We start from the raw sequence: 26,811 nt of genomic DNA on the forward strand, positions 1-26,811 counted from the left end.
CACTCCCTTACAGGTCGAGAACCAAGAGTTCGGAGCGACTGCGCGATACACATGGCATCAGGCAGCGACGACTCTGCTTTTCATCTTCATTCAGGTAGACGTCACGATGCTCAGGGTCGCCGTCGACCACTGCGATACGACAGGTGCCGCACACGCCCTGTTCGCATGAGGTGTCGACTGCTATGCCGTGTGCCTTCAGTGCGTCGGCGAGGCTGACGCCGGCCGGCACGACGAATTCGGTGCCACTGGCTTGCAGCCGAACGCGGAAAGGCTGATCCGTGTCGTGCGACACTTCATTGGCGAACAGTTCGAAGTGGACATGTGCACTGGCGATGCCGATGGACGACGCGCGTTCACACACCAAATCAATCAGCGGACGCGGCCCGCACACGTAGACATGGCCATCTGAACCCATCTCGCGTAGCGCTCGATCGACCGCGTCGCGCGTCGCATCGACGGCGAGGCCTGTATGCAGCTTCAAGCCGTCCAACCCGGCGAGGCGCTCGGTAAAGGCGACATGCTCTTTACTACGGGTGAAATAGTGGAGTGCATAGGGCAGACCTGCATGTTGCAACGCAGTGCACATCGCCAAGATCGGAGTGATGCCGATGCCGCCTGCGATCAGCACGCCGCCCACATCCGGCACCAGCTTGAAATGGTTTTTCGGAGCAGACACGGTCAAGCTGTCGCCGACCTGCAGCGACTCGTGCAGCGAGCGCGACCCGCCGCGTGACGCCGGTTCCAGCTTCACGCCGATCACCAGGTGATCGCGTTCATCCGGTGCGTTGACAAGCGAATACTGGCGCACAAGACCGTTGGGCGTATGCACATCGAGATGCGCGCCGGCCTCGAAGTCGAGGTGTTCGCCATCCGGAAGTGCCAGCTTGAAACCAGCGATTTCTTCGGCGGTATTCCAGCGCTCGGCGACAATCGTCCGGATGAGGGTTCGACCATCGAGTTGGGAGTCTTGAGCAGTGCTTTGAACGACAGGGATCAGGCGAGGACTGATCACTGGCCTGGCTGACGGGAGGCGAGCCTGGGGCGATTCACGACTTTCCACATGGCGACGAAGTGTTGTCAGTAGGCCGTTATGCCAGCGCAGAGCCTCGGGCTCGTCCATGCCCAAAAGATTGGCCGAACCATGCACGATGGTCTTGAACTCATCCGCTGGCTGTAGCCAGAAACGAACCTGGCGCTCGCCCTCTGGAGTCTGCCATGTGAGGCTAACCTCGACGTCGTTTCGTTGCACCTGACAGGTATCCGCCAAGGCGTCCCTGTCAGCGTCGGCATAGCGCGCCAGCCCGGCCGCCACCGTGTCGAGGCTCGCGTTGAAGGTAAGGCTGCGCAAAGCGAGCGGTAGTGGTTCAAATGATGGCAGGAACGTCATTTCAGCCGAGGCTTTGTCCTCAGCGGCCAGGTTGACCCACACGAAACCGTTCACTTGTGTCGCTGCAAACGTGCGTGCACAAAGGCTTGGCGGGGGGGCTACTTCGCTCATGGCGGGAATAAGGGTGCAGCGACCGTCGCCGCTTCGGTACTGCCAGCCGTGGTACTGACAACGCAGCTTTTCGCCCGTGTTCACGCCGAGTGTGAATCGTACGCTGCGGTGTGGGCAGCGGTTTTCCCAGGCATTCACGCGGCCATTATCGGATCGCCACAGTGCGAGCTCGACGCCGTGCAATTGGCCTTGAAAGACATGGCGCATCGTTAGCTCATCGGCACGTGCCACCGGGTACCAAGTCTGATCTAGCATGTTCATGGTGTGCTCCTCTTCGATGGTCAGCGTGTTCAGGCCGAGCGGTAGGTACCGTAGATGACGCCCTTTTCACGCAGCCAGCGGCGGTAAGCCGCCGACATTGCATCGGCGCGCGTCGGTACCTCCAACTTCGGATCGAGAGGTAAGGTTCGCGGCACATGATTGGTCAGGATCATCAAGTCCTGGCCAAAGATGTTCTGCTGGAACAGTCGCAAATCGCGATCGCTGGTGGTCTCGTCGATATAAACCAGCACTACATGCGCGATACACCATTCCTCATCGAGTGGTTGCACGAAGAGACATATCGCGTCTCGGCGTGTCGGCTGCGGTGGGCTGGTTTTGTAGAGGATGGAGGCGAAGGGACGCGTCACACGGTAGACATATTCAGCCTCGATTCCATTCGTCGCGGTAGCTGCAGCCATCGGCTGGTAGAACTTGCAGCCGTTTGCATAGATTTCATCGTGCTCGACGTCGTGTTCAACCTGGTAAGGAGCAACGTCTGTGTGCGGCTCCTCGCCCAATAAACCTGTGTGAACGTATGGGAAGTGCGCCATATCGAGGAAATTCTCGATCACCCTCAGTCCCGATACATGCACCTTCATCGACCCTGAACCAAGAATGCGCCTGTCGGCCTCATCGAATTCAGGTAGCTCGAAAAAACCGTCGTCGGGCGTGCCTAGCGACACCCAGTGGGTGTGGTAACGAGTTTGTGTACGGCACGGCTTGCCACTTCCGTCGGCAAGATGCGCAATGAACGTACCTTCGGCATCACGACCGTAATCGATCTCGCAGCCCAGAACGCTCGTGCGATGCTGAAAGCCATCCTTTAGATCCTCGACTACCGCGACTGGATACCATTCGTTCCAGACTGCTGCTTCGATCTGCATTTTTTCCTCTCTTATTTTTCTGAGTACGGCACTGTCACCGTGCTGAAGACAACAATAAGGAGGGGATCGAGGTAGGACTAACGCTTATGGCTCATTGCAGGTATGAGGACTTTTCATTGCTTTGCTAAGAAACTATTTTCAGTGCTCGGTGTGCACTGCAATTTCAACGCGCAGCCCTGGCATTTCGAACTCCAGTAACGATGCAACTTCAGGCCTTTTTCAACGTAGGAGTAGTGCCAGATCAGCGCCTCGCCAGCCGGGCAAATGTATTCGTTTTTTGCCGCGTCATAGATGAAGGCATCGTTATTGAAACGCCCGTCAGCCTTGGCTCCAGAGGTCATCGGCTTGGGCACATAGGCGGTGATATCTGCATCGTGACAAGCTCGATTCTATTTCTTCCATTCGCCGCTTCAGTTTGGCGCTGGTGAAATTGCGGTCGCGGTTGTTGACTGCTTTGAATTTACTGCCATCGATGGCGACCAGATGTTCTCCAAACAGTTCCAACTGCTGACACAGCACAACGAACTGGCGACAGACACCTCGGATGGCCTTGCTGTTGTCTTTTTGGAAGTTGGCGATGGTCTTGAAGTCTGGCATCAAACGCCCGGTCAACCACATCAGCTCGACGTTGCGTTGGGCCTCTCGCTCCAAACGTCGGCTTGACTGGATGCGGTTGAGATAGCCGTAGATGTAGACCTATAGCAAGATCGCGGCGTGATAAGCCGACCGGCCAGTATCGGCTGGAATGACACCTTCAAAACCTAGATTGACCAGGTCGAGTTCATCGACAAAGACGTCGACTACGCGCACCGGGTTGGTATCGCTGACGTAGTCGTCGAGGCTCTCGGGAAGTAAGGTGCCTTGGCCTCGATGTTCACCTTGGATAAAGCGCTTCATGGGCGATCCCTGCGATGAAATCCTCAGAAATCATAGCAAGGGTTCGCGAAGGCGTTTTTACACACTCTGGGCCGTTTTCTGCCTATTACCACTATTCAGCCTTGGGTCGAACAAGGCCAGATGACCAGAAGCCGGAACCAGCCATTAACATTCATAGCGAGGTTCCATCACAAGTCATGGTATCGACCGTAGTGACGCCATCACCTGTTAGGAGTCGCTCTTCAGCTTGGGTTTTCTGATCCTGGGAGTACGCTTGACGACGGGAGCCTGACGCATCTGCATCAAATGTTGCTCCAGCGTTTCAGCACGGGTCTGCTGTGCCACGGCACGTTGCTGAGTTTCACTGAGTTCAATTTGGATCGACTCCAGTCGCCGTTGCAACTGCTCGACGTGCCGACCAGCCTCTTTCAGCTGGGTCGACATCGCCTTGCCCTCCTCGCGCGCGCGGTCGACCTCGCGGTGCGCACGATCTTCGACCCCGCGTATATAGACTTCCTGCGCAACCCTCTCCTGCTCGGCCTTGAACCGCAATGACTCCAGGTCCTGCTGCAATGCCTGGTTATGGTCATGAGCTTCGCGGCGTTCATGCAGCAAGATCTCACGCTGCTGCTGCAAGTCCTCGATTTGCGTCTGACGCTGGGACAGTAGCAACTCCAAATCTGCCAGGCGCAACTCAGCTGCCTGACGCCCAGCCAAGGCCTCCGCCGCTTGCTGGCGAAATAGTGCCGCGTCCTGACGTGCCTGATCCTCGACCGCGGCCACCCGCTCGCGTTCTGCGATCAGCACCTGACGTTGCTCCGCGACCGCCTGTTCGGTGACGCCTTGCGCCAGGTGGATCGCCTGCTGCCACACCGCAACAAAAGCCCGCACCGACAGAATTCTTGGACTATTTGCCCATTTTTTAGTGTCCAGAATCCCACTAAGACAGAAAACGTGGAATCTTCGTCGCCCTAGGACGGAATCCATGTAATTTCCGTCGGATGCGTCACAAAAGATGGACTTTTAGTCGAGAGTAACTCACTACGGCAGCCGGCAGCACTGCGACTTTGCGAGAACAGCTACCTTATACGGCTGCGAAACCGGCCGTTCGACATCAGGCTTTCGGCGCCTGAGGCGGTGGGCGTAGTAGCTTGAGCGGGTGATATCAAACACTTTGCACGGCCAATCAATCGGCTCATGGACGCTCAGCTGATTGATCAGCGCGTTCGCTCGTTATTATCCGACATCAAGAGCTCGGTAGCCTTTTTAATATCGATTTTTCCCGTTCAAGATGGGCAATCCGGGCTGCCAGCACTTGGGTTTTCTGCTGTTCCGCTGTCAGCGCTTTGCTCTGCGGGGTAACGCCCTGGCGCTTCTGCTGAACCTGCTCAACCCAGCGGTGTAGCGCATACTCGCCGACTCCGAGTGGAGGCTGGTTTCGATGTAGCTGTAGTACCCCGAAGTAATTCTTCGAAATCTGAGGAACTAATCATGCGAAACTGGGAATTTGTTCCGCGTTTCGGAAATTTACTTCCGTAGTTCCTTGGACCCGTGACGGATTTAGAAACGGCGAAGAATTTACCGTCAAAGAAATTTAGTTCCTGCGATTCCGGCAACTGGATACCACCGGACTTCGTGACCTCCTATGGCAAGGCCCTCACGGGCCTAGCCATGCATGACACCACTAGCTTCTTCATGTGCAGCTGCAACCACGCGGTTTGGCTCGGTGGAAAGGAGGTCCTGTGGGCGCTTGCCTCCAAGCCATCCGTTGGCTGAGATAAACCAGAATGAAACTCCCCAACCATCTTTCATGGGACAGAGAACAGACAATACATTTCTAAGGCCGGGGATCGGGCTGGCGCCGCCTTGCGATGGGAACGCGTAAACTGGAAAAGACCTGCAGCCATCGTGTTCGATCGAGAAAATTCGATGGTCCGCTTCCCACTCCTTGAGCGCGGGGCTTAGGAGCTCAACGTGAATACCCAGATGGTTAGCCAAGTCCTGAACTAGAAGGAAGTCACCGCACGTCAGAATATGAGCTTTGGCAAGGGCAACCATCTCCTCTTCTCTTTCTTCGATAGTCCGACGCTTCTCATCGCTTCCTGCTGCCGCCACCCCTGGACGAGGACGCACGTCCATTCCATCTTCCTTCAGTGGTTTACCCGCAGGAGCTGCCCTCTCGGCCCGCCTGAATGCCTCGATCGCGGTAGCTTTGACATCTTTATCGGGATCAATTGTCATGGGATGCTTCCTAGTTACCTTCAACGCTTCTGCTGCATAAAGCGTTGCTGGTGTACAGCGGGCGAAATGCCTAACACTTCAGGCGCCAATATCGCTATGACTTGATTATAAACGCCGAAGTTAATTATTGCGGTTTAAGCTTTGCTCCCAACCACTGTGAAAATACGATTCCAATCTCGAGCCAACAATGTTCGACACGCGATTTCTGATCCCCCGAAGCAGCGTTTTGAGACCGTCTGCATGCTTGCTTCAGTTACATAGAAAATTGACTCGCCATTTTCATCGAGCAAAATGCCACCTGCACCTCGCAACAATGCGTGTCCTGCAACGACGTCATGTGCGGAAACCGCGTACAGAGAAACTCCGCAGACTCCATCTCCTGCAGCGACTTTTGCAAGCCTATAGGCAATTGAGGGCATCGCAACAAAACTGCTGGGGGTGCACAGCTCACAATTGATCTCTGGCTTCAAGATCGCGGCCGCACTCACCATCACGTAGGAGCTGCTCGACAACGCCAGTCCAGAAAGCTTACTTGTTACTGGCTGTCCGTTGCGTAACAAATCGGGTAGTCCCTCGGACCAGGCGATGCAATCAGGCGAGCCCTCAACAGTGACTGGTGCGTAGACCACCCCCAATACCGGAATTTGCTTATGCAGAAGGCCGACAGAAATGGCAGACCCTTTGAGACCTTTGAGAAAATCACTCGTACCGTCGTTAGGATCGACGACCCAACACCAGGAATGTCCCGTGAGGCTATGTCCGGTTTCCTCGCCCCAGAAGTCACAAGAAAAAAGTCCTAGAAGTTGCTGGCGTAGAACGCGTTCGATTTCTATGTCTACTATGGCCTTATCGCCCTTCCCTCGTGGTCCATTTACCCTCGCCCATTCTTCAATAAGTAGCTGTCCCGCGCGGATAACGACCTCGATAGTCTGAGTGAGTAGCATTGGAAGATCTGATTTGTGCATGGGGCTCTCAATATCGGAAGAAATACTGGGGCGCTTGATGAGGGTTAGGCTGTCAGCTAGGCAATTCAGATTTGTCTATGCATCCAGGGGGCATTATCTGACCACATGTAATGCGTCGAAAATAGGCGTGTGGAGCCGCGGTCACCTTGAGGATTAGGGTTATGCTAGCCACCCGCAAGGCGCCCAGTAGGTTCATGTTCTATTCCGAATTGCGAGGCCGTATCAAGAAATCTATGTGCAGCTTCATTAGATCTATTTGCCATCATGCGCTGAGCTTCGGCCTCAAATTGAGCCTTTAAAAACCACTTAGACGTTTTGACTTTACGTCTTCCTTTCATGGCCGTCTCTCGTGAACACTGTTGGGTAAGGGGGCTTCGTCGTCGCGCTCGTCGTGGCCTATCGCTGGCAGCGATGATTAGCGTGGAGGTCGATAAGTTTGAAAGCCAGAAGTATCCGTACCCTCCTCCCCGGTTTGATCTGCAAAAAGGTCTCCTTTGGTATTGAGCTACGGTACCAATGGAGAGCCGACAACTACTCAGGGGCATCCTCCTCATCAGGTAGATTTACTGCGTTGACCATTCGAGTGATGACGATAGACAACCAGGTTTGATGGGCGACAAGCTCTGGATCAACGTCACCATCCGCATTGGACGTTTTATAGAGTGATCTCCAGCCCAGGATATCTGCTGGGTCGACCTTGTCGTTGTCTCTGAATACAGCTTTTGAAGCAAGCCGGTAGGCGTATGTATCTAAGCAAGCGTCATCCGCTAACCTTAGCTCGACTCGGCCAAAATCAAAGACATTCTCAGCGATCCATCGCGAAGATCCGTTAAGTTTTGGAGGTATTGCCAGCAGGACACCAACGATGGCCTTATCTGAATCAGGCCGATCCATTTCGTTGAACAGGTCGATCAGTTGTTGGCCGGAGAAGCGTTTGATTATCTCTATGCCCTGCTCCGGCTGAGCAACGTTCGCCACCGCGACCATAAGCATGGTTGAAGGACTGTGCTCATTACTCGTCGCAGATAACTGACGGGCGCTAATCTGAAGTGCGGGCATAAATCTCTCTCAAAATGAACACTATAGATTGTAGCTCTATAGAGTTCAAAAAGGCTTCATCGTTCCTTTTGTGGATTAAGCAAAATGGAACTGAAGGAAGCGTTCGCCATTGCGTTACGTAACACACGGCTTCGCCGGGGCTTGACCCAAGAAGATTTTGGAATCGTCAGTAGCAGGACATATCTCAGTACGCTTGAGCGCGGCCTTAAGAACGTTACATTGGAAAAGGCATCGGAGCTTGCCGACAGATTGGGGGTGCACCCGCTTACCCTCCTCCTTGAGAGTTTTTTGCTCCTCGATCCGGATACAGATTTAGACTCGCTGTTTGAACGTATTCGGCGTGAGATCAATACGGACCAAAACTCTTAGCTCGGAGCCGGTGATGTCGAATTATTGCGGAGCGTTGTCTGGCGTCTCGTACTGAGTCAGGTATATCGACCTTGAGCAACTTGAGGTTTCCGGGGAAGCCCACTAGTCAATCTCAAGGTATACGAGAATCTCCAGCATGGCCCCGATGGCGTGCCGGCCAGGTAGGCGACTGGTTTTCCGGCGATATGTCACCTGCCGTTGACCAGCCTCTCCCCGCGGCCTGTCTATCTGCAAAGTGCTAATGCGCCATAGAATCAGAATGCCAACCCTTCTGCTAACTGAATCAGCATCTCCTCAACCCGGCGGGTACCCTGGATGGTTGAAAGCATCGCAATTGGGCTTTTACCCGAAAAGCAATCCTTGGACTTGGAGAGCCAGTGCTTGGCCTTTTCGTCGTCCCCGAAGAGCGTCTGGGCCATGGCGATGATGTGTGCAACACGAAACAGGCGACCGCTCTCGTCCACCGTCAATCGCTGGCCGCGCGCCAGCCTGGTTTTGAGAGCTTTGGGCGAAATTATCTGGTCGCGCTCTAGCGGACTCATTCTGCCAAAGTCGCAAAGGGCTTTGACATTACCAGCCGAGAAACCAGCTTCGATCAGTTCGTGGATGTCCCGATCTGAAGCGTCCGTGGGGATTTGGAGAAGTGCTTCCAACTGTACCCGGTAGGCACCATAGGCATTCTCACGCAGAATTTCAGCAAACATAGAGCACCCTCTTGTTCGGCATTTGCCGTGCACCTTTCGCGACAGGCAGTGACCGTCCATGACCGGCCGGTAATATCCGTCTGAGTAGAGCTCAGCATGAGCATAATGAAACGTCCCCTACGATGGAATGAGAGTCAAACAATCATGAGCGAAAACGAACGCTGGACAGTCAAATGCCAGGAAACCGCGGATGGAACTGGAGACGTCATCGTTGATCTGCCACCAGAATTGCTTGTGAGATTAGGTTTGGGCCTTGGGGACGAGTTGACTATCGAGATGGTAGATGGCGTGATAGTCCTGAAACCGAAGCACAACACGTCGTCCTCGTCCTGAACTTTGCTCTACTCGTCAGAACTGCCTCGATTTGTCGAAAACCGGTAAGAACCCAAGCCCGCTTCCCATTGCGGTTTTTTGACTTGGGATCGCCTTCGAAAATCCATCTTGCTCAAGCAAGAATATTGATCGCCCTTCTATCCAGCGTCGATTCTCCGAGGACGAACACGGCGATCAATCTGGTTGAACCCCTATCATTTCCCAAAGCTTTGGTTGAGTTGGGCTGGAAAATACCTGCAGTGAGCAATACCCTGCGTGTATCCGCCGAACGTTACGAGCTGAAATATGTCAGGGACTAAGATATTTGAAAGCCCACGTTGGCTGCGCGACCTGTTGCGCTTCCTGCCGCTGAAGAGCCAATTCGTACTGTCAGGCAACATTCGCGATCTGCAAGCAAGCGAAGTGACACCTGGGACAGTAACCGCGCAGAGCTTCAATCAGACCCTTTTTAATGCCCTGCTCGATGCAGGCTATGCCCACGTGCTTGTCTGGGACCCGGTATCCGGTTTCCGGTCCATTGGTAAGCCCGGTACTGATCCTGCAACTGGCCAGACATTCATGCAGGAACTTGGTTTGACCCTAATTGACGGGGTCGCGCCAGCAGGCATCGATCTGTTAAGCGCCACCTTACCGCGCCTGGTGGGCCGAACCGGCGAGCCCGTCGCGCTGTTGGTTGACTTCGCTTCGCGCCTAGTAATGCGCAACGATTCACTCAACGCCGCTGAACACCAACTGTTCACCCAAGCTCTGGTGCAATCCCATCAGGCCCGTAGCCGTCCTGCGACTGAGTTGCGTAAACCGTTCTTTAACTCTCTGATCTGGCTAGTGGAAAAGGAAGGTGATCTACCTGATTGGTTTTTGGTCGACAACCCACGCCTTCGCCATATCCCGGTGTCCAAACCTGATCAGATTGTCCGCCGAGCACTCGCGCCCGCTCTGCTCAAAGCGCTCACAGGTAGTCAGGGCGTCAGCGAAGAAACCACTACCCAGGCTGTTGAAGCGTTTGTACAAAACACTGAGGGGCTGTTGTTGCTCGATCTCAGTGCCATCGCGCAGTTGGCACGGGTAGAGAGTGTACCTATGGAAAAGATCGCCGATGCCGTGCGTCGCTATAAGATCGGTGTTACCGAAGACCCTTGGCTAAAAATTGATCGTCGGCGAATTCGCCAGGCAGACACCATCGTTCACCAGCGGGTCAAAGGCCAAGAGCATGCCGTGACTCACATGCTCGACATCGTCAAGCGCGCGATGACCGGTGTCGGCGCCAGCCGCAAGGGCAATCGGCCCAGGGGCGTGGCCTTCCTCGCCGGCCCGACCGGGGTGGGCAAAACTGAATTGGCCAAGACCATCACCAGTCTGCTGTTTGGCGACGAAAGCGCCTATATACGCTTCGACATGTCAGAATTTAGTGCTGAACATGCCGATCAGCGCTTGATCGGCGCACCGCCCGGCTACGTTGGCTATGACGTCGGCGGCGAGTTGACCAATGCGATTAGGGAGAAACCGTTCAGCGTGGTGCTATTCGATGAAATTGAAAAAGCCCACCCCCGTATCCTCGACAAATTCCTGCAGATCCTTGATGACGGTGTACTCACCTCCGGCCGCGGAGATCGGGTGTACTTCTCTGAAGCACTGATTGTGTTCACCTCCAACCTGGGCATCTACCGTCAAGGCGACAACGGCGAACGAGTGGCTAACGTGCTGCCTGGCGAGGCCTTCGAGCAGGTTCAGAGCAAGGTGCATAGCGAGATCGACCGGCATTTCAAGCTGGTGCTTAACCGACCGGAAATTCTCAATCGTATTGGCGAGAACATCATCGTCTTCGACTTTATCCGCGAGGATGTCGCCGTACAAATCTTCGAGCAGATGGTCAACGCTACCTTTAGCGACCTCCAGGGGCAGGAGCTGTTTATCGAATTGACAGCCGAGGCACGCCAAACCCTGCACAGCCTTTGCTTGCAGGACCTATCCAACGGTGGACGGGGTATCCGCAACCAGTTGGAAGCACGCCTGCTCAACCCATTGTCGCGAGCGTTGTTCGACCAGGATGCGCAGCCAGGTGAACATTTCACGATCACCGAGTTGACTAGTAGTGGACTGATGATGGAACGTCATTGAGCATGGACTTGAGCCTGTCGCGCGTGCATTTCCCGATCACTACCCTGGGCCCCGGCCGACGCCTGGGCATCTGGTTTCAAGGCTGCAGCATCCGCTGTCCTGGCTGTATTTCTGCCGATACATGGGGGCCAGGGCAGCGTCGACTGTCGACGGCACAACTGCTGGATCAGATTACGCCCTGGCTGGACGTGGCAGACGGCATCACGATTTCAGGCGGCGAACCGTTCGATCAGTTTGATGCCTTGATCCGCCTGCTCCAAGGCCTGCGTCGTCTTAGTCAGGTCGATATTCTCGTTTACAGCGGTTATTCCCTGGAACAACTCGACGACCAACTGCGCCAGGCCAACGGCCTGATCGATGCGTTGATCAGCGACCCCTACGACGAAGCCCTCAGCCAAACTATGGCTCTGCGCGGAAGTGACAACCAACGCCTTAATCTGCTTACCCCCTTGGGTCGGGCGCGCTTGGGCGACTTTGAACGCCTACTGATGACCACCGACAAGGCACTCGACCTAATGTTCGACGAGACGGGCAGCGTGTGGATGGCCGGTATTCCTCGGCGCGGTGATTTGCTGCGTTTGCGCGACCTACTGCAGGACCAGGGCCATCAATTACAGATCAGCGCTCACGCATCGCGACGCCGCTGAATGGAGTACCCCATGATTCGTTTCTGCCCCAATTGCAACACCGAGCGCTCGCTTCAGGAGATGTTCTGCGAGGGATCCATCTTCGAGATGGCCTGTGGCTGGGATCTCGCTGGAGAACCCATCCACCCTGAAGGATGGCGCCCCCAGGCCATTACGACTCAGGAGACCATCGCTAGAGTGAGCCCAGCACCGGACAACGCAACGGCCTTGCTTTGTGAAAATGGTCACCCGATGGACCTAGGCGACCTGATGTGCCACGAATGTGGCGGCGAGCTCGCGCAATCGGTACCTTCCGCTTCCGTGCCAGACAGCGGCGAATCAGAAGCAGTCACGGAAACCCTGATCGATGGCTGGCGCTTGGTTCGAGAAATCAGCAACACCGACGGCGTTCGTGAGCGCTACCTCGTCGAGCACAACGAAACCGCGCAACAAGCGGTATTGACCTTGTATCGATCCGGCTCTGAGCCGGATCCGGTGATCTACGATGTGATACGCCGGTTGCCTCGCGAGCATGTACCCGAGATCATCGTCACCGGTCGCTGGAATGATCGCGCCTACGAAGTTATTGAGGAACTTAGCAGTGGGACCCTGGCTGACCTTGGCAGCGTCATTCGCGATAACGCCAGCGTACGTCACGTAGTCAGCGAATTGGGCCAGGCGCTACATGTGTTCAATGAGGCCGGCCTGCGCCATCGCGACCTGCGCCCCGCCAGCCTTCTCGTTCGCTCCCGCGAACCGCTGGACCTGGTGATCAGCGGCTTCGGCTCGGCACGCCTGTCGGAGTTCGACCTGGATATCGTCTCGCCCCTAGAAACCAGTCGTTACATGGCGCCAGAGGCCATTGCAGGTGGCGTTGCAGCCGCCTCAGACTGGTGGAGCATGGGCATGATTCTGCTCGAGCAACTGACGCAGGGTGCCTGCTTCAGTGGCATCAATGCCAATGCCTTCCTGATCCACGTACTGGCAAACGGCGTGCCGATCCCCGACGACCTCGACCCGCAACTCCATTTGCTGCTGCGTGGGCTGTTGGCACGCGACCGCCACCAGCGCTGGCAATGGCCGCAGGTCGAGGCCTGGCTTAACGGTATTGCGGTAGAGGCACCGCCCTCCTCCGTTCAACAGAATGATGAGGGCGAAGGCGCTACGCTGCAGTTAGGACCGCGCCGCTATCACTTGCCCGGCGTATTCGCCCTAGCAGCGGCACAGACGGACAACTGGCAACAGGCCCTCGACCACCTGCTTCGTGGGGTAATAGTGACCTGGGCCGAGCAGGTCAGCTTGGCGCCTTCCCTGGTCGCAGGTTTGCGTCAGATCGTTCAACACGAAGGCATCGAGGATGACTTCCGCCTGATGCTGGCACTGAAGGCTCTCAATCCAGAAATCCCCTTAATTCATCGCGGCGAGATCGTGACCCCGGGATGGTTGCTGGAACACCCCCTGGAAGGCTATCGCCTGATCAGCGGTTCGGTTCCAGATCTGCTCGAGCAGCTACAGACTGACCATTGGCTGTCGCGCCTGAAGACCCGCGTGGAAATCGTCCGTCAGCGTGCCTTGCATCAACATATCGAGCTGGTCGAGGAGCCGTTACGGATTTACTTGCTATCGACCTCGCGTGCCAAGTTGGCGACGCAGTGGCAGGAGCGCCAACGACTACTTCCCGACACCGATCACCCGGGGCTGCAGTCACTTTCAGAGCGCCGGGTAATCGCGGAAGAGGATCTAATTGTGCTGCTCAGTGCCGCGATTAGCCAGTTCCGTTCAGCCAGCTCGATCATCGAGGAGGCCGCCGAACTGGCCAAGACCGCCGACGTCAGCTGGTTCGATACTGAGACTGCGGGTGAACTGCTGCTGCATTCACGTCTGGAGTTGTACCGTAGTGTCGATGAGCGCATTCGCGGTTTCGCCCGCTCCGGCGTGGCGACAGTGGACCAATGGGCCGAGCAGTTCCGTCTGGAGCGGCGCATGCCATTGGCTCAGATGTTGGTACTGCTAGCCATTCCGTCCAACCAGTGGCTGGAGCCACAGAAACAGCAGTATGTGTCGCAGATCCTCGAGTTCTTCGAGAAGAAGGTAGTGACCGCCGTGATGCGCGGTCCGTTGGTGCGCATGAGCATTGGCAAGACCACCGCCCGCGTTGACGTCAACGAACTGAACAGCGAACGCAGTCCGGCTGCGGCCTTGCTCGACCATCTGTTGCAACGCAATGCCAATGCGGTGAACCTGGACCCGGAAAGCTTCCAGCTCAACAACCAACTGGAATCACGCCTGCATGCCCTGTACCGGCAGAGCGCGCTGTACAAACGCGACACCGGTATTGATGGCCTTTATTTGGGTTTCCCATTCCTGCTCAACCGCGATGCACGCGGTACCACGCGTACGCGGATCATCCCGTTGTTGCTGTGGCCGGTTAAGCTGCAGCTTGAACTGGGCAGCCGTGGGCACGCCGCCCTGGCGTTTGACAGCGAGCGTGAAGAAACTCGGCTCAACCCTGCCTTGGAAAGCGTGCTCGGTGCCGAAACCTTCAAGCGTTGGCGTAAGACCGCCGATGAACTACTAGGTCGCTCGTCGATCCGCGCGGCGGATGTGATGGATGCCTTCCGTATGCTCGCTAACATCCGCTCGCGGGCGCTCGGCAGTTTACCGCCCAGTACCGTGGAAATTGCTCCTTACCAAGATGAACTGAGCTGCGCTGCGGTACTTTTTCATGTGACTTTCATGGGGCAGGCGATCGGCGAAGACTTGCGCCAGCTGAAGAATCTGTCGCCTGTCGGCACCGGCCTGGAAACTGCATTGCGCCTCAAAGTAGCCGATGCAGCTGTGCCTGAGACATCACCAAACGAGTTGCAGCGGTTCTTCACTGTTGCCAGCGACCCGTCCCAGGAAGCGGCGGTGATCCAGGCACGACATAGTCCAGGGCTACTTGTTGAGGGGCCGCCAGGTACAGGTAAGAGCCAGACCATCGTCAATATGGTCGCCGACGCCATCGGCCGTCAGCGCAGCCTGCTTGTTGTTTGCCAGAAGCATGCCGCGCTAGAAGTGGTGTACAAACGCCTAGTGGCTGAAGGTCTGGGCCAACGCATCGTTATGCTCAATGACGTCAACCGCGACCGCGAACCGGTTATCCGTAGCATCCGCGAACAGCTGGAGCGTTTGTTCGCTGACGGCACTCGGCCGCCAAGTTGGCAGCGACAACGCGAGCAGATCGCTGCCCGTATCGAAGCCCTAGAGGGTGAACTCGACCGCTTCCACCAGAGCTTGCACCGTCTAGATGAAAGCACCGGCCTCAGTTATCGCCAACTGCTGGGCGAGCTGATTGAATTGGAGGCAGGTCCTGAGCCAATCGAGTTCCCGGCCTTACGTCAACGCTTGGTAACACTGGACCTCGCCAGCCTGACGCGTTTAGAGGAAAACTGCGCCCCTCTGATACGTCTGTGGCTACCCTCTCGCTTCGAAGGCAGCCTGTTGAAGCAGTTGAAGCCATTCGCCGCCGACCGTGCGACCTTGCAGGCCTTCACTGACAACCTGAACAGTTTCACCCAGGCCGAAATTAACCGTCAGGCAACGCTGCAGACGCATTCGGCCAGCTTCGAAATTGACGATCCGACGCCGTACCGTAGTTGGATAGCGTCCCATGTCGCTACTCTGCTCGATTTGAAAGAAGAGCAACGCCTACGCTTGGCGCGCTGGCTGCCATTGTTCCGCAGCCGCGAAGTCGGCCAGGCGCCGAGAGGTGAGTCGATTCTCGGCGAATTACGCCAGCTCGATCAGCAGCTCGGTCAGCTGGACCAGGGCCACTTCGCAGCCACGCTATCGCCAGCGCTGAGTCTGGTTGAGAGCAAGACACTCAGGCATTTGGAGCACGACTGCGCCAAAGTCATGGCTACCCGAACCTGGCTGGCGAACATCAACCCGTTGCATCTGCTGCGGCGCAAGCGCTTGCGCAACTTTCTTCAAGAGCAAGAGCAAAGTCTCGCTGCTGATGTCCTCCCGACTCTGCATGCCGCGATCCACCTGGAAATTCAGTGGCGTCCTCTGCGCGCCGAGTTGGCGACACTGCATCAGGTACTTGAGCTGGAGACCGTGAGCCAGCAAGCCTGCCTGGAGTTGGTCAGCGCAGTGAAGAGCGACATCCGCCACCTACTAGAGATCCAGGCGCTGGCCCACGCCATAGCGCAATCGCCGCGCCCTGAGGAAGCCGACGAGGCCGTCCTGGCTGGAGACAAGCAGCACCTCGAGGCGCTTCTCAATAATCTTGACGCCTCGTTGATGCGCCACGGGGTCCGCCAGTCCAGCCTTGACCAGCTCAAAGTGCTCGGTGATTGGCTGGGCGATGAGCTGGTGCAACAACTGCAACACGCCATCGCGCACAACCTGAACAATCAATTGACGCTTGATCGCCTGCATGAGGCGCAGCCGTTTCTCGCCGCCTATCAGTCATTCCGTGGCCGCGCTAGTCAGCTGGCCGAGCCGGATCTGGAGCTACTCGCACTGCTGAGACAGCGCCAGGAGCAATTGGACGGCATCGCACCCGAGCAACTGGAGGCCGCCGTAAGACGGTTGCTTAATCGCGAAGCGCGACTAGGTTGGAAACATCGACTTGAGCAGGCCCACCCCGAACTGCTGTTCAGTCAGGATGAGGCTCGGACAAAGGTGGCCAGCCTCGCTCAAGCCGACGCGCAGATGCGTGTGCTCAACCGAGAGTTACTCGCCAACGGCATCGACCTTACTCGCCTGGGCAATCACAAACAGTGGGAGGACGTCACCCGACTAACGGGCAAGCGCTCGCGGCGCCTGCGCGAATTCATCGAACTGGGCAGCCACCTCGGCCTAATGAGCTTACGTCCGGTATGGTTGATGAACCCGGACGTGGCCAGCCGTGTGCTGCCGCTTAAGGCCGGCCTGTTCGATACCGTAATCTACGACGAAGCTTCGCAGATGCCTGTGGAATTCGCCTTGCCGACCCTGTTTAGAGGTCAGATCACCGTGGTCAGCGGCGATGAGAAACAGATGCCGCCGACTGCTTTTTTCTCCAGCCGCATCGAAAGCGACGAAGCCGAAACATTCGATGGCGACGAGCCTGACGCTGACGCTGACGAGGAACAACGCGAAGCCTTCGAAGACACCTGGAACCGTCGCGAGATCAAGGACTGCCCTGACTTGCTGCAATTGGCGCGCACCGCCCTGCCCAACACCACATTGCAGATCCACTACCGTTCGGCCTACCGCGAGTTGATCGGCTTCTCCAATGCATCATTCTACGGCAACCGTCTTAACGTCCCGGTCCGTCATCCGCAAGCGAACATCCTGCGTATCAAGCCTCTGGAGCTGATCGAGGTCGGGGGGCTATACCAGAACCAGAGTAACGCCGAGGAAGCCGAACGTGTCGTCGAGTATCTCAATGAACTCTGGCAGCAACCCTACGATCTGCGTCCCTCGGTCGGCGTGGTCACGTTCAACCGAAAGCAGGCAGAGTTAATCGAGGAGCACTTGGAGCAGCGTGCGGAACAGGACGAACTTTTCCGTGCTGCCTACACCGAAGAGCGCGAACGCAGTGAGGACGGCGAGGATATGTCGGTGTTCGTCAAAAACGTGGAAAACGTACAGGGCGATGAGCGCGACGTCATCGTCTTCTCTTCGACTTTCGGTCGCAACAGTCAAGGCACCTTCCGTCGCAGCTTTGGTGTACTCGGACAGACCGGCGGCGAGCGTCGCCTCAATGTGGCGGTGACCCGTGCACGACGCAAGGTGGTGATGATCACCTCGATGCCGATCGCCGATATCTCCGACATGCTCAACACACACCGCGCGCCGATCAGCCCGCGTGACTATTTGCAAGGCTATCTGGAGTACGCGCGCGCGCTCTCCGCGGGTGAGTTCGGTAGTAGCGGTAAACTGCTTGAGCGCCTGCAGACAGACCGAAACGGCCAGCAACGAGAACAAGGCCAACGCCGTGATGGTTTCGTCAGACTGGTCGGCGAGTTTATTCACTCCCTGGGCTGGCTGGCCGCCCCTGCCAGCGAGGGCGACGCCTTCGGTCTCGACTTCGCCATCGAGAACGCAAGCACGGGCCTATACGGCATCGGCATCGAATGCGATGCCCCGTGCCACGCACTACTAGAGCGCGCCCGCGCCCGGGAAATCTGGCGTCCGACCGTACTGCACCGTGCCATCCCTCATATTCACCGAGTCTCGTCACAGGCTTGGTATCACAATGGTGAAAGCGAGCGTGCACGCCTGCGTGAAGCCATTGAACAGGCCATGCAGGCCGCGCCCCCGTCACAACAGACGCCAACTACAGCCGATACGGAAACCTGCCTATGAGTGGTCCGAAGGTCGTTCGCATTGTCACCCGAGAAGAAATCATCGCCATCTGCGAAGGCCACCTACAACGCCTGGAGCTGGTCTTGGCACGTTGGCAGGCGCAAGCCAGTAAGGTCGGAGAGCTGAACGAACAGGAGCGCGTCGCCACCTTCGCCCGACGCGATCGCCTGCGCGCCCTGTTGGCGCAAGAGCGCTTTGCTGAGCTGCAGAAGGCCGTACCGGCCGAGATCGAGCACCTACGCCGAGACCTGGAGGATCGCGAAGAACGCGCGATTATTCGTGCCGCTCAGCGACGCCAACGCGAACGACGCCTTAAGGAGAACGCCGCAACATTGCTCGAGGCATTGCAAGCGCGCTCCGAAGGCGCCGATCAAGACCTGTTGCGTTCTCTCACGCAATTGGCCAACGGCATCATCAAGGAAGATGGCGAGCGTCTGCTGGCTGCGGGTTTCGCCCAATTGGCCAAGGCCGATCAGAAAGAGACGCTCAGCGAAACCCAGCGAGCTTTGGCACAGCAACTCAAGGTCGATGACACTCCGAACTCCTTGAGCGAATGGATGGCTGCCCGACACCCTGAAACCTTGCCCGATATACGCCTGCAACGCATAAACCGACACATCGCTGAACTGCAGCTGCTGCAGGGTACCGACAGCGCCGCGTCATTCCTTCAGGCGCAGGAAAGAGCCGAGGCGGAACCCGAATCGCAACGGCGTAATCTGCTGCTCGACAGTCTCGTCCTCGACTTGGTCTCATCCACTCGTACTTTCAAAAACAAGCGAGAGAGCCTCGAACGGCTACAGGACTTGGCCAGCGAAATGGAAACACAGGCAGGTACTGACTATACCGCGCTGTTAAGTCAAATCAGCACCTGTACTACTGTCACCAACCTAGAGACGATTGCGGGACTGACCGAGCAGTGTGAAGCCTTTATCGCAACCCATTTGCAGGCCGAGGCGGCCCTGGCCCGCCGCGAAGCCGTGCTAAGTGGATTGGCCAGCCTCGGCTACGAAGTACGCGAAGGCATGGCGACCGCTTGGGCGGAAACTGGTAAGGTCGTGCTGCGTAAAGTAGCCACTCCCGGCTATGGCGTAGAAGTCGGCGGCAAGGCTGACAATGGTCGTCTGCAGGTTCGTGCAGTAGCTCTCAGCGGTGACCGTGACAAAACCCGGGATCGAGATATTGAAACTATTTGGTGTAGCGAGTTTAAGCGGTTACAAGCGCTGTTAAAAGACAGGGGCAGCGAGTTATTGATCGAGCGCTCCCTCTCAGTAGGTGAAGTTCCGCTCAAAGAAGCGAGCGCTTCCATACAGGTCGCGGAAGCGGTCATTGCTCAGCAAAAAACAGTATAAAACACTACAGTGCAACGCTCTCGTAAGCGTGGCTTTCTCACATTGTCTGTAACTGATTTGGTTACGACGTGAAGCCCATCGCCTAACATTATTTTTACTGAACACAGCATTCAGTGCGGGCCTTAAAAACACGCTAAGCTGGCGATAACGCGTGCTCGCTCAGAGTCGATTGCAGCCTTCGTGACAGACCGCAATCGGCCGAGGCTGTGTAAAAATGTTTTTCAGCGCGACAGGTACTCAAAACCAGACTGAAAATCGCGCTTCTACGCAAAATCCACATCTGCTGATGTGCCGATAAATTTCAGATTTAACGTAGATGCGCACACTTCAATTTTGGCGACGCGTTTTTACACACTCTGGGCCAAGAGCAGACGCTTTCCCTAAGTGCTTGTTGTTCGGGAGCGGTACGAAGACAGATAAACAATGGACGGCCTAACGACTCCCCTCGTCTCCGAAGAAATTGTCCCTTGCGACCAAGCCAAAATCATCAGGGGCGTCAGCAGCTTTGTCGCTGAACAAATTCTCGGTCCGCCGTTCCTGCTTAAGGTAAGCAATGGTCTTGAAGAAGCAGTCCTCACAGAGATGCAACTCATACCGCTCGCCGTCATGTCTGGTGCCATAACCCCAGTGAGCGTGGAGGCTGGCATATTGAAGTCCGCCATTCTCAGAACGTGTGGAACTGCTGCATGCATCACACAAGACGTCAATGACGGTCTCGATCTCGACTCTTCCCGTGATCTTCATTGCTGCCCTCTACCTATGTCTTGAATCAAGACGTCAGCATACAACTTGCGAGCCGGACCTATTGAACCGTTTGATGCAGCAACATTGACGCCACAGTGTTTGCTTGAGGCGGTTGCAGCCCCTGCTGACAGGCACCTTTCGACCCAACGATAGCAGTGGCGACAGGCAAAAATTAGCCAATTTCTGCCTTTCTCGAATGTCTGTTTTGGGAAGTGGTCCTTCGATATGGAGGTTCTCCCTGAAGAAAAGTCGCGGCTGATATGAACACGTCAAAAGTTACGAGTACTATCCGTCGCCCCAGTTAGCAGTGGTTCGACCTCAAGTAGCCGTATCGATAAATAGCGAACCTAAATCCTCCAGCCGTGGTTGCAGGGGATTAGACCTGAGCAGACGGGACTCTCGACTGGATAAATTCGCCATGCTGATAGAATCGCACTAGCAACCCATAACACCCCTCTGAGAATTGGCATGAATCCAGATTTAACTGAAGAAGAAATGCGCCGGGCGCTGTTCGGTGGTAGCGAGCAAGCCCCGCAATGCAGTGAGCCTCCAGTGCAAAAGCCTGTCTCGGATATCGTGATCACGCAGCCGGCGAAAGTGGCAGAGAAAAAGAAAGTCGCGAAAACATTTACACCCAGGCTGAGAGTCACGCTTCGAGTGGGCAATGAATTTGAAGGCGAGACGCACGAGATGGTCCATGAGGCCGATACGCTAAGTACCCTCCTAGCCGAGCAAGAAGCTACTAGGGCGGCCAAGAAAAAATTCCGATTTGTGAAAGTGGTTTCGATCAAGTCGATGTAAGAGAATTTTCACGAGGCTTGCGGGCTGGGCGTGGAACGCCTTTCATTTGGTGGCTGACCCGAACGATCTCTCTAGGATGGGGGATCCAGGCCTGACGTCACTGGCGGAAATCGCCCCAGTACGGCCTGTCGCCGTCGCAATTTATGCCCAATTGCCATCGCTGATATGTGATGGTCGCTTACAGTTACAGCGCTGTGCAAGCGAACGCGGAATGTGTACTTAGTATGCAACTCAAAACAATACCTAGAAATTCACAGCGGCGTTTCTTTACCCTTATACGCATCAAGACTCCCCCTGCTCATTTTGGGCGCCACCTTCTTCGCTTGAGACTTGAGTCGCCCGGCGCGCTTCAGTGGCCCCGAACAATCGTCCGAGTAAACCATCTGATTCAGGCGCTCATGCGCATATTTCAGGTCAGAAGTGCTTGCAACAGAACCGCTACACACCGCGTCAAATTTGATCAATCTAACTCTCCTCTGGCCTTATCTTGTGGAGCTTTCTTTGTCAGTGCGTGGATGATCCGTGGTTTGCCGTAGCTGAGTGAGCTCCGCAGAATATTGTTCCGACAATCTTTGGGCTTCGGCCAATTGCGCGCTTGCCTGCGCCAGGCCCTCCTCCAGTCGCTTAGATTCGGTGCGCGACACACTGAGCTGCTCTTGAAACGCTTCCTTCGCTCCGTCTGCCTTGGCAACCGCTGTCTTCATTGCAGTAATCTCACCGGCCAATCGAAGCACCGAGTCTTCCTGCGACGCGACCGCTTTGCTCTGCTGGCGAGCCTCACTCAGTAGGCGCTCGTTATCTCTGTTGAGTCGAGTCAGTTCATCCTGCTTAAGCATTAAAGTCTGCTGGAGCTGTCGTAGCTCAACCTGAACTTGTTGCACCTGCCCTTCGTGGCGCTGTTGTTCCTGCTCCCGCTGCTCCTTGACCGCGTTGCGGTAATGTTCCAGCGCATCGCGTGAATGCAGGTGCTTTTCTTCCAGAGAACGGATCTGCTCATCCTTCTCCTGCACGCGCAGTTCGAGATCACTGCAATTTTGGCTAAGGCGCGCATTGCGGGTGAGCTCGGCTTGCAGGCTTGTCTGACAAATCTGAAGCTCATCCGTTTGAGCCTCCAATGCCACCTTCTGACTATTGAACTGACGTTGCAATAAGGCGAGCTCGGCATTCAAACCGTCGAACTTTTGCTCCAGCTCGAGGCGACGCTCGTCGAAACCCGCCTGGGCGTGCGCGAGAGCCTGACCTCCCTCCTCCGTCATTCGCTCTAACAAGCCAGCCACAAGCTCGGTGAGCTCATCACTTAATCGTTCTCGGGATGCCCGCGGCCTGGGATCAAAATCTTCAATTTCCTTCAAATAACGGTGAATGGTCGTCTTCGAGCCGGTATTACCCAGTTCGATGCGTACGGCGTCGATGCTCGGATTCTCTCCCCGAGCGAGCAGTGCCTTCCTAGCCTCCAGGACAATTGCCTTGTTGATTCCGCCGCGCGCCATTTTTTGCTCCTACGATTTCGTACTGTTCTACATACCACGTATATACATAGCACTTTTCTATTTAAAAAAGAATAATATGAACAGAGATCTTTGATAAAATAATCGAGCGTTATCGCATCATAGAGCCGTTTTTCGCCTTTTCCAGCGTCGGAAAAGGTACGTTTGGCGTAGAGGGGTCGAGATGAACAAGGCGGATCGTTACCTGCAGGCCGGCACCCGGGAGAACACTCGGCGTAGCTACCGTGCGGCGGTGGAACACTTCGAAGTGACCTGGGGCGGCTTTCTCCCCACGACTGGCGATGGCATCGTGCGTTACCTCGCCGAGTACGCCGACCAGCACACCATCAGCACGCTGAAGCAGCGCCTGGCCGCCCTGGCTCAGTGGCACATCACCCAGGGATTCCCCGATCCCACCAAAACGCCGACCGTTAAGCAAATGATCAAGGGCATTCGGACATTGCATCCTGCCCAAGAGAAACAGGCCGCCCCCCTCCTTCTACATCATCTGGAACAAGCGGTGGGGTGGCTTGAGCGAAAGGCGGCTCTCGCGGCTGAGCGCGGCGAATTTGGAAGTGTGATCAGGCATAGGCGAGACATCGCTCTGGTGCTGATTGGGTTCTGGCGGGGGTTCCGGGGTGACGAACTGGCTCGTTTGCAAGTCGAGCACACCCAAGCGGAGTCAGGGATAGGCATCACTTTCTATCTGCCGTACACAAAGGGCGATCGACAACACATGGGGACGACATTCCACACCCCAGCCTTAAAAAAACTATGCCCAGTTCAAGCCTATATCAACTGGATTACCGCGGCCGGCATTGCGCGTGGGCCGGTGTTCAGGAAGTTGGATCGCTGGGGCAATCTCGCCGAGGCAGGCATCAATTCGAACAGCTTGATACCCCTACTTCGCCGCATCTTCGAGCAGACAGGAGTTTCGGCTGATCTTTATAGCAGTCACTCCATGCGGCGTGGGTTTGCCACCTGGGCGGCGGCGAATGGCTGGGACATTAAAGCGCTGATGACCTACGTCGGCTGGAAGGACATGAAGTCAGCCATGCGCTACATCGATCCGGCAGATTCCTTTGGGGACTTGGCGGCAGGTCGGCCGTTCACATCATCAGCTATTCCTCAAGCGCATGCGTTGACAGTGGCTGAAAAACCCTAAGGTCGGATGAGGTCACATGGGTAGGGGCACGGTTCTGGGTGCACCGATTTTCGTAGGCCATTGTGCCCTCGGCAGATACCGCAACAGCACTTGCGACCCAACTCTTTTATCGCGATGCTCAAGCCGACTTCGGCATGGTGCAAGCGACACTCTATCGCTGACCCCTTAGGTGGATTAATACATTTCATAGAGCCATATGCCCGTTCCCCAATCAAGGCTTCTCCTATATTGGTCAAAACAGGCATAACAAAACGATTGTTTGGGATGTGGCCAGAATACTGGCAAAACTACGAGAGCTGGTGGAGCCTGGTGTCATTGGTTTCTATCGCAGCGTCGAGGTTACCGAGGTTCTCGGGGTTCAAGGTTCTACGCTTAGGATATTCTGACGCACGCAGTTGCAGAACCGCTTTATGCGCCTTCGGAAATTGATTGGAAGTCGGTTCTTCTAAACGGGAAGGAACGACATAGGGTCCCTGGAACTGAATGTCATCCGATTGGTGCACAGCATGGTTGTCGCTCGAGCTGCATCGCGGGCGAGGATGGCGACTTAACCTGAGCGACTTACAAAGCAACCGAAAAGGCCAGCTTCGCGATACGTTCGATATGTGTCATGTTGAGTGAAAATCCGTGATGGTCCAGTCATATGACACTGCAACAACTCAATTACTTTCTCGCCGCGATCGAGCACGGCACTTTTTCCAAGGCAGCGGAAAGTCTTCACATCTCCCAGCCATCGCTCTCGGAGCAGATACTCAGGCTGGAAGAGCATCTGGGTACCCATGTATTTATTCGCACCAATCGGCGACTGATGCTGACCGAGGCCGGACGTCGCCTACAACCCTTTGCCCAAGGCATGGTGACCTCTGCCAGACAAGGTTACGAGGCCGTACAGGCCGTGCGTGAACTGTCGGGTGGCGTGGCCAGCTTTGGCACCTTCGGCACGGCGCATCACTACTTTCTCACCGACCTGATCGAGCAGTTCCGCACACAGCACCCGAACATGCGCATCAAAATCGTCGGCTATAACTCTTCTGAAATCGCCGAGCTGGTCAGCCAGGGCGAGATTGAAGCGGGCCTGGTCATGCTGCCGATCAAGCAGCAGAACCTGACGGTCAGCGAACCGGTGTGGTCGGCCCAGGTGGGCTACATCAGCGCGGACCCTGAGCGGCTCAAGGGCCCAAAATCCATCAGTGATCTGGCCGTAGCGCCACTGATCCTTACCGAGGCGCGCTGGAGGACCGGCGATCCCATTCGCCGACTATTGGCACAGTTGGCAGCCAAGGGCGGCGAGGTGCTGGACCCGATCATCGAGGTCGAGCACCAGATCACCGGGTTCGAACTGGCGGCGCGCGGGTTGGGCGATGTGATTGCCACCCGCCCGATCCTCCACCAGCTGGGCTTCAACGACCGCCTGGGCTGGGTGCCGATCAACCCGCCCATCTTCGAAGTGTTTGGCTTCATCCACCGCCACGACACACCCATCTCTCCGCCGACGCGCGTGCTGATCAACCTGATGCGCAGCCACCTGAGCCGGATCCAAAGCCTGTATGCGCACCTGGAGTCGCTCTAGCTATAGGGCATGCCTATAGGACACACATGGCTTAGCCCATTCATCCGTCCGTTGCCTGGACGGATACTCAAACCACGGACGCCAAAAACAGGCGCTTCCAACGTTCGAGGAATGGGGAGTCATAATGTCCAACCACTATTGCATCATTGGCGCCGGGGCCGCTGGCCTCGCTGCACTGAAGACCATGACCGACGCCGGTTTCCATGTGGACTGCTTTGAAAAGTCCGGGAACATCGGCGGTCACTGGAACACCGACTACGATGCCCTGCATCTGATCACCCCGAAAAGCAGCTCCTGCTTCGACGGGTTCCCCATGCCTGCGGACTACCCGGTTTATCCGAGCCGCGATCAGGTCAAGGCGTACATGAACGCCTACACCGACACCTTCGGCCTGCGTGAGAAAATCTCGTTCAACACCGAAGTGCGCAGCCTGGTTCCACTGGGCGAAAACGGCGAAGCCGGTTGGCAAGTGACCCTCACCGACGGCACCAGCAAGCACTACGCAGGTGTACTGGTTGCCAACGGTCACTTATGGGATTGCAAGGTCCCGGAAGTCGGTCAGCGCTTTACCGGTGTGTCGATCCATTCCGGTGAGTACCGCAACGTCCAACAGGTGAAAGGCAAAGTATTGGTCGTCGGCTTCGGCAACTCCGGCTGCGACCTCGCCGTGGATGCCGCCCAGGCGCGCCTGGACACCACCATCGTCATCCGCCGTGGCCAACTGTTCCAGCCCAAGACCATTTTCGGCGTACCCCGTGGCGAGCTGCCATTTCTCGGACAACTCCCGCCCGAGCAGCAGAACATGGTCATGAACATGCTGATCATGGCCACCGTTGGTTCCCACAAGAATTACCCCGGCATGCCCGCGCCGGACACCTATGACCTGGACGCGCAGCCACCGGTGGTCAACACCCTGCTGCTGTACTGGATCCAGCATGGCCGCATCAAGGTCGCGCCGGGCATCGAGCACATCGATGGCAAGACCGTCACCTTTACCGACGGCAGCCAGGTCGACTACGACACCATCGTCTGGGCCACCGGCTTCAATACGCGTCTGCCATTCATGGATGAAGGCCTGTTGCAATGGCGCGACGGCACTCCACTGCGCACCGCGGCGATGACCCTGCCGACCAACCTGGAAGGCCTGTTCTACATCGGGCTCGGCGCACCGCGAGGCCCGCAATGGCCGGTGTACTGCGACCAGACCAAGCTGGTCATGCGCTTCCTCAAACTGCGTGCTGCCGGCATGAAAGGCCTGGCCGCCAAGTTCGCCAAGCTGCAACCGGCCGAGTCGCGCATCGATATCGTCAAACGCGAATGGCTGAGCAACTACCAGGACACCCAAAGCCAATTGGATGTCATGGAACTCGCCCTGCTGCCTTGCCCTTCCCTCCCTGAACTCGCCTGATCGGATGACTA

19 protein-coding genes and 2 pseudogenes are annotated in these 26,811 nt (G+C 56.4%); 9 read left to right on the plus strand and 12 right to left on the minus strand.

The window, feature by feature from the left end:
- Positions 1 to 7 precede the first annotated feature (7 nt).
- The 8 genes and pseudogenes from AC3ITY_RS16860 to AC3ITY_RS16895 all read right to left on the minus strand — a co-directional run bounded on the left by AC3ITY_RS16860 (position 8) and on the right by AC3ITY_RS16895 (position 7,784).
- Complete coding sequence (locus AC3ITY_RS16860) at positions 8 to 1,759, minus strand: Rieske 2Fe-2S domain-containing protein (RefSeq protein WP_489303777.1); 1,752 nt, start codon at positions 1,757 to 1,759, stop codon at positions 8 to 10.
- A 29-nt stretch (positions 1,760 to 1,788) separates the two neighbouring features.
- Positions 1,789 to 2,643: an aromatic ring-hydroxylating dioxygenase subunit alpha gene (locus AC3ITY_RS16865; protein ID WP_489303779.1), complete on the minus strand. Its 855-nt coding sequence runs from the start codon at positions 2,641 to 2,643 to the stop codon at positions 1,789 to 1,791.
- Positions 2,644 to 2,780: 137 nt separating this feature from the next.
- Positions 2,781 to 3,540, minus strand: a pseudogene (locus AC3ITY_RS16870) (transposase); the annotation flags it as partial.
- Between the two features lie 207 nt (positions 3,541 to 3,747).
- Positions 3,748 to 4,506, minus strand: a complete 759-nt coding sequence (locus tag AC3ITY_RS16875; RefSeq protein WP_489303781.1) for a DNA-binding protein — start codon at positions 4,504 to 4,506, stop codon at positions 3,748 to 3,750.
- 95 nt (positions 4,507 to 4,601) lie between these two features.
- Positions 4,602 to 4,971: pseudogene (locus AC3ITY_RS16880) on the minus strand (transposase); the annotation flags it as partial.
- A 213-nt stretch (positions 4,972 to 5,184) separates the two neighbouring features.
- Complete coding sequence (locus AC3ITY_RS16885; RefSeq protein ID WP_489303783.1) at positions 5,185 to 5,760, minus strand: hypothetical protein; 576 nt, start codon at positions 5,758 to 5,760, stop codon at positions 5,185 to 5,187.
- A 134-nt stretch (positions 5,761 to 5,894) separates the two neighbouring features.
- Positions 5,895 to 6,725: an inositol monophosphatase family protein gene (locus AC3ITY_RS16890; protein ID WP_489303785.1), complete on the minus strand. Its 831-nt coding sequence runs from the start codon at positions 6,723 to 6,725 to the stop codon at positions 5,895 to 5,897.
- A 531-nt stretch (positions 6,726 to 7,256) separates the two neighbouring features.
- Entirely contained in the window at positions 7,257 to 7,784 is a 528-nt protein-coding gene (locus tag AC3ITY_RS16895; protein ID WP_256580467.1) for a hypothetical protein, read from the minus strand.
- A gap of 84 nt (positions 7,785 to 7,868) precedes the next feature.
- On the opposite strand from AC3ITY_RS16895, the gene AC3ITY_RS16900 reads away from it, so the two are divergent.
- Complete coding sequence (locus AC3ITY_RS16900; protein WP_489303787.1) at positions 7,869 to 8,153, plus strand: helix-turn-helix domain-containing protein; 285 nt, start codon at positions 7,869 to 7,871, stop codon at positions 8,151 to 8,153.
- A gap of 254 nt (positions 8,154 to 8,407) precedes the next feature.
- On the opposite strand, the gene AC3ITY_RS16905 is transcribed toward AC3ITY_RS16900, so the two are convergent.
- Positions 8,408 to 8,857 carry an Xre family toxin-antitoxin system antitoxin gene (locus AC3ITY_RS16905; RefSeq protein ID WP_489303789.1) on the minus strand — a complete coding sequence of 150 codons (450 nt, stop codon included), beginning with the start codon at positions 8,855 to 8,857 and terminating at the stop codon, positions 8,408 to 8,410.
- A gap of 618 nt (positions 8,858 to 9,475) precedes the next feature.
- Between AC3ITY_RS16905 and AC3ITY_RS16910 the strand changes: the two genes are divergently transcribed.
- From AC3ITY_RS16910 to AC3ITY_RS16925, 4 genes are read left to right on the plus strand one after another with little or no spacing between them, the layout of a single operon-like run.
- A complete protein-coding gene (locus tag AC3ITY_RS16910) occupies positions 9,476 to 11,308 on the plus strand; it encodes an AAA family ATPase (RefSeq protein WP_489303791.1) in 1,833 nt (610 codons plus the stop codon).
- A gap of 2 nt (positions 11,309 to 11,310) precedes the next feature.
- On the plus strand, positions 11,311 to 11,955 hold the full coding sequence (locus AC3ITY_RS16915) for a 4Fe-4S single cluster domain-containing protein (protein ID WP_489303793.1): 645 nt from the start codon (positions 11,311 to 11,313) through the stop codon (positions 11,953 to 11,955).
- Positions 11,956 to 11,967: 12 nt separating this feature from the next.
- Entirely contained in the window at positions 11,968 to 18,276 is a 6,309-nt protein-coding gene (locus AC3ITY_RS16920) for an AAA domain-containing protein (protein ID WP_489303795.1), read from the plus strand.
- A complete protein-coding gene (locus AC3ITY_RS16925) occupies positions 18,273 to 19,625 on the plus strand; it encodes a hypothetical protein (RefSeq protein ID WP_489303797.1) in 1,353 nt (450 codons plus the stop codon). The genes AC3ITY_RS16920 and AC3ITY_RS16925 overlap by 4 nt, the downstream gene beginning before the upstream one ends.
- A gap of 432 nt (positions 19,626 to 20,057) precedes the next feature.
- On the opposite strand, the gene AC3ITY_RS16930 is transcribed toward AC3ITY_RS16925, so the two are convergent.
- Complete coding sequence (locus tag AC3ITY_RS16930) at positions 20,058 to 20,369, minus strand: hypothetical protein (protein WP_489303799.1); 312 nt, start codon at positions 20,367 to 20,369, stop codon at positions 20,058 to 20,060.
- 468 nt (positions 20,370 to 20,837) lie between these two features.
- Between AC3ITY_RS16930 and AC3ITY_RS16935 the strand changes: the two genes are divergently transcribed.
- Positions 20,838 to 21,170 carry a hypothetical protein gene (locus AC3ITY_RS16935; RefSeq protein ID WP_169369629.1) on the plus strand — a complete coding sequence of 111 codons (333 nt, stop codon included), beginning with the start codon at positions 20,838 to 20,840 and terminating at the stop codon, positions 21,168 to 21,170.
- A 251-nt stretch (positions 21,171 to 21,421) separates the two neighbouring features.
- Here AC3ITY_RS16935 and AC3ITY_RS16940 read toward each other — a convergent pair whose 3' ends face one another.
- Positions 21,422 to 21,634, minus strand: coding sequence for a hypothetical protein (locus tag AC3ITY_RS16940; RefSeq protein ID WP_489303801.1), 213 nt, complete (start codon positions 21,632 to 21,634; stop codon positions 21,422 to 21,424).
- A gap of 18 nt (positions 21,635 to 21,652) precedes the next feature.
- A complete protein-coding gene (locus AC3ITY_RS16945) occupies positions 21,653 to 22,660 on the minus strand; it encodes a DNA-binding protein (protein ID WP_489303803.1) in 1,008 nt (335 codons plus the stop codon).
- A 181-nt stretch (positions 22,661 to 22,841) separates the two neighbouring features.
- Here AC3ITY_RS16945 and AC3ITY_RS16950 point away from each other — a divergent pair, with 181 nt between their 5' ends.
- The 3 genes from AC3ITY_RS16950 to AC3ITY_RS16960 all read left to right on the plus strand — a co-directional run bounded on the left by AC3ITY_RS16950 (position 22,842) and on the right by AC3ITY_RS16960 (position 26,800).
- Positions 22,842 to 23,822, plus strand: a complete 981-nt coding sequence (locus tag AC3ITY_RS16950) for a site-specific integrase (protein WP_489303805.1) — start codon at positions 22,842 to 22,844, stop codon at positions 23,820 to 23,822.
- A gap of 643 nt (positions 23,823 to 24,465) precedes the next feature.
- Positions 24,466 to 25,392 (plus strand): LysR family transcriptional regulator, encoded by a 927-nt coding sequence (locus tag AC3ITY_RS16955; protein WP_489303807.1) that lies wholly within the window; start codon positions 24,466 to 24,468, stop codon positions 25,390 to 25,392.
- Positions 25,393 to 25,516: 124 nt separating this feature from the next.
- Positions 25,517 to 26,800, plus strand: coding sequence for a flavin-containing monooxygenase (locus tag AC3ITY_RS16960; RefSeq protein ID WP_489303809.1), 1,284 nt, complete (start codon positions 25,517 to 25,519; stop codon positions 26,798 to 26,800).
- Positions 26,801 to 26,811: the final 11 nt, after the last annotated feature.

This window comes from Pseudomonas sp. GL_091, from assembly GCF_057837725.1.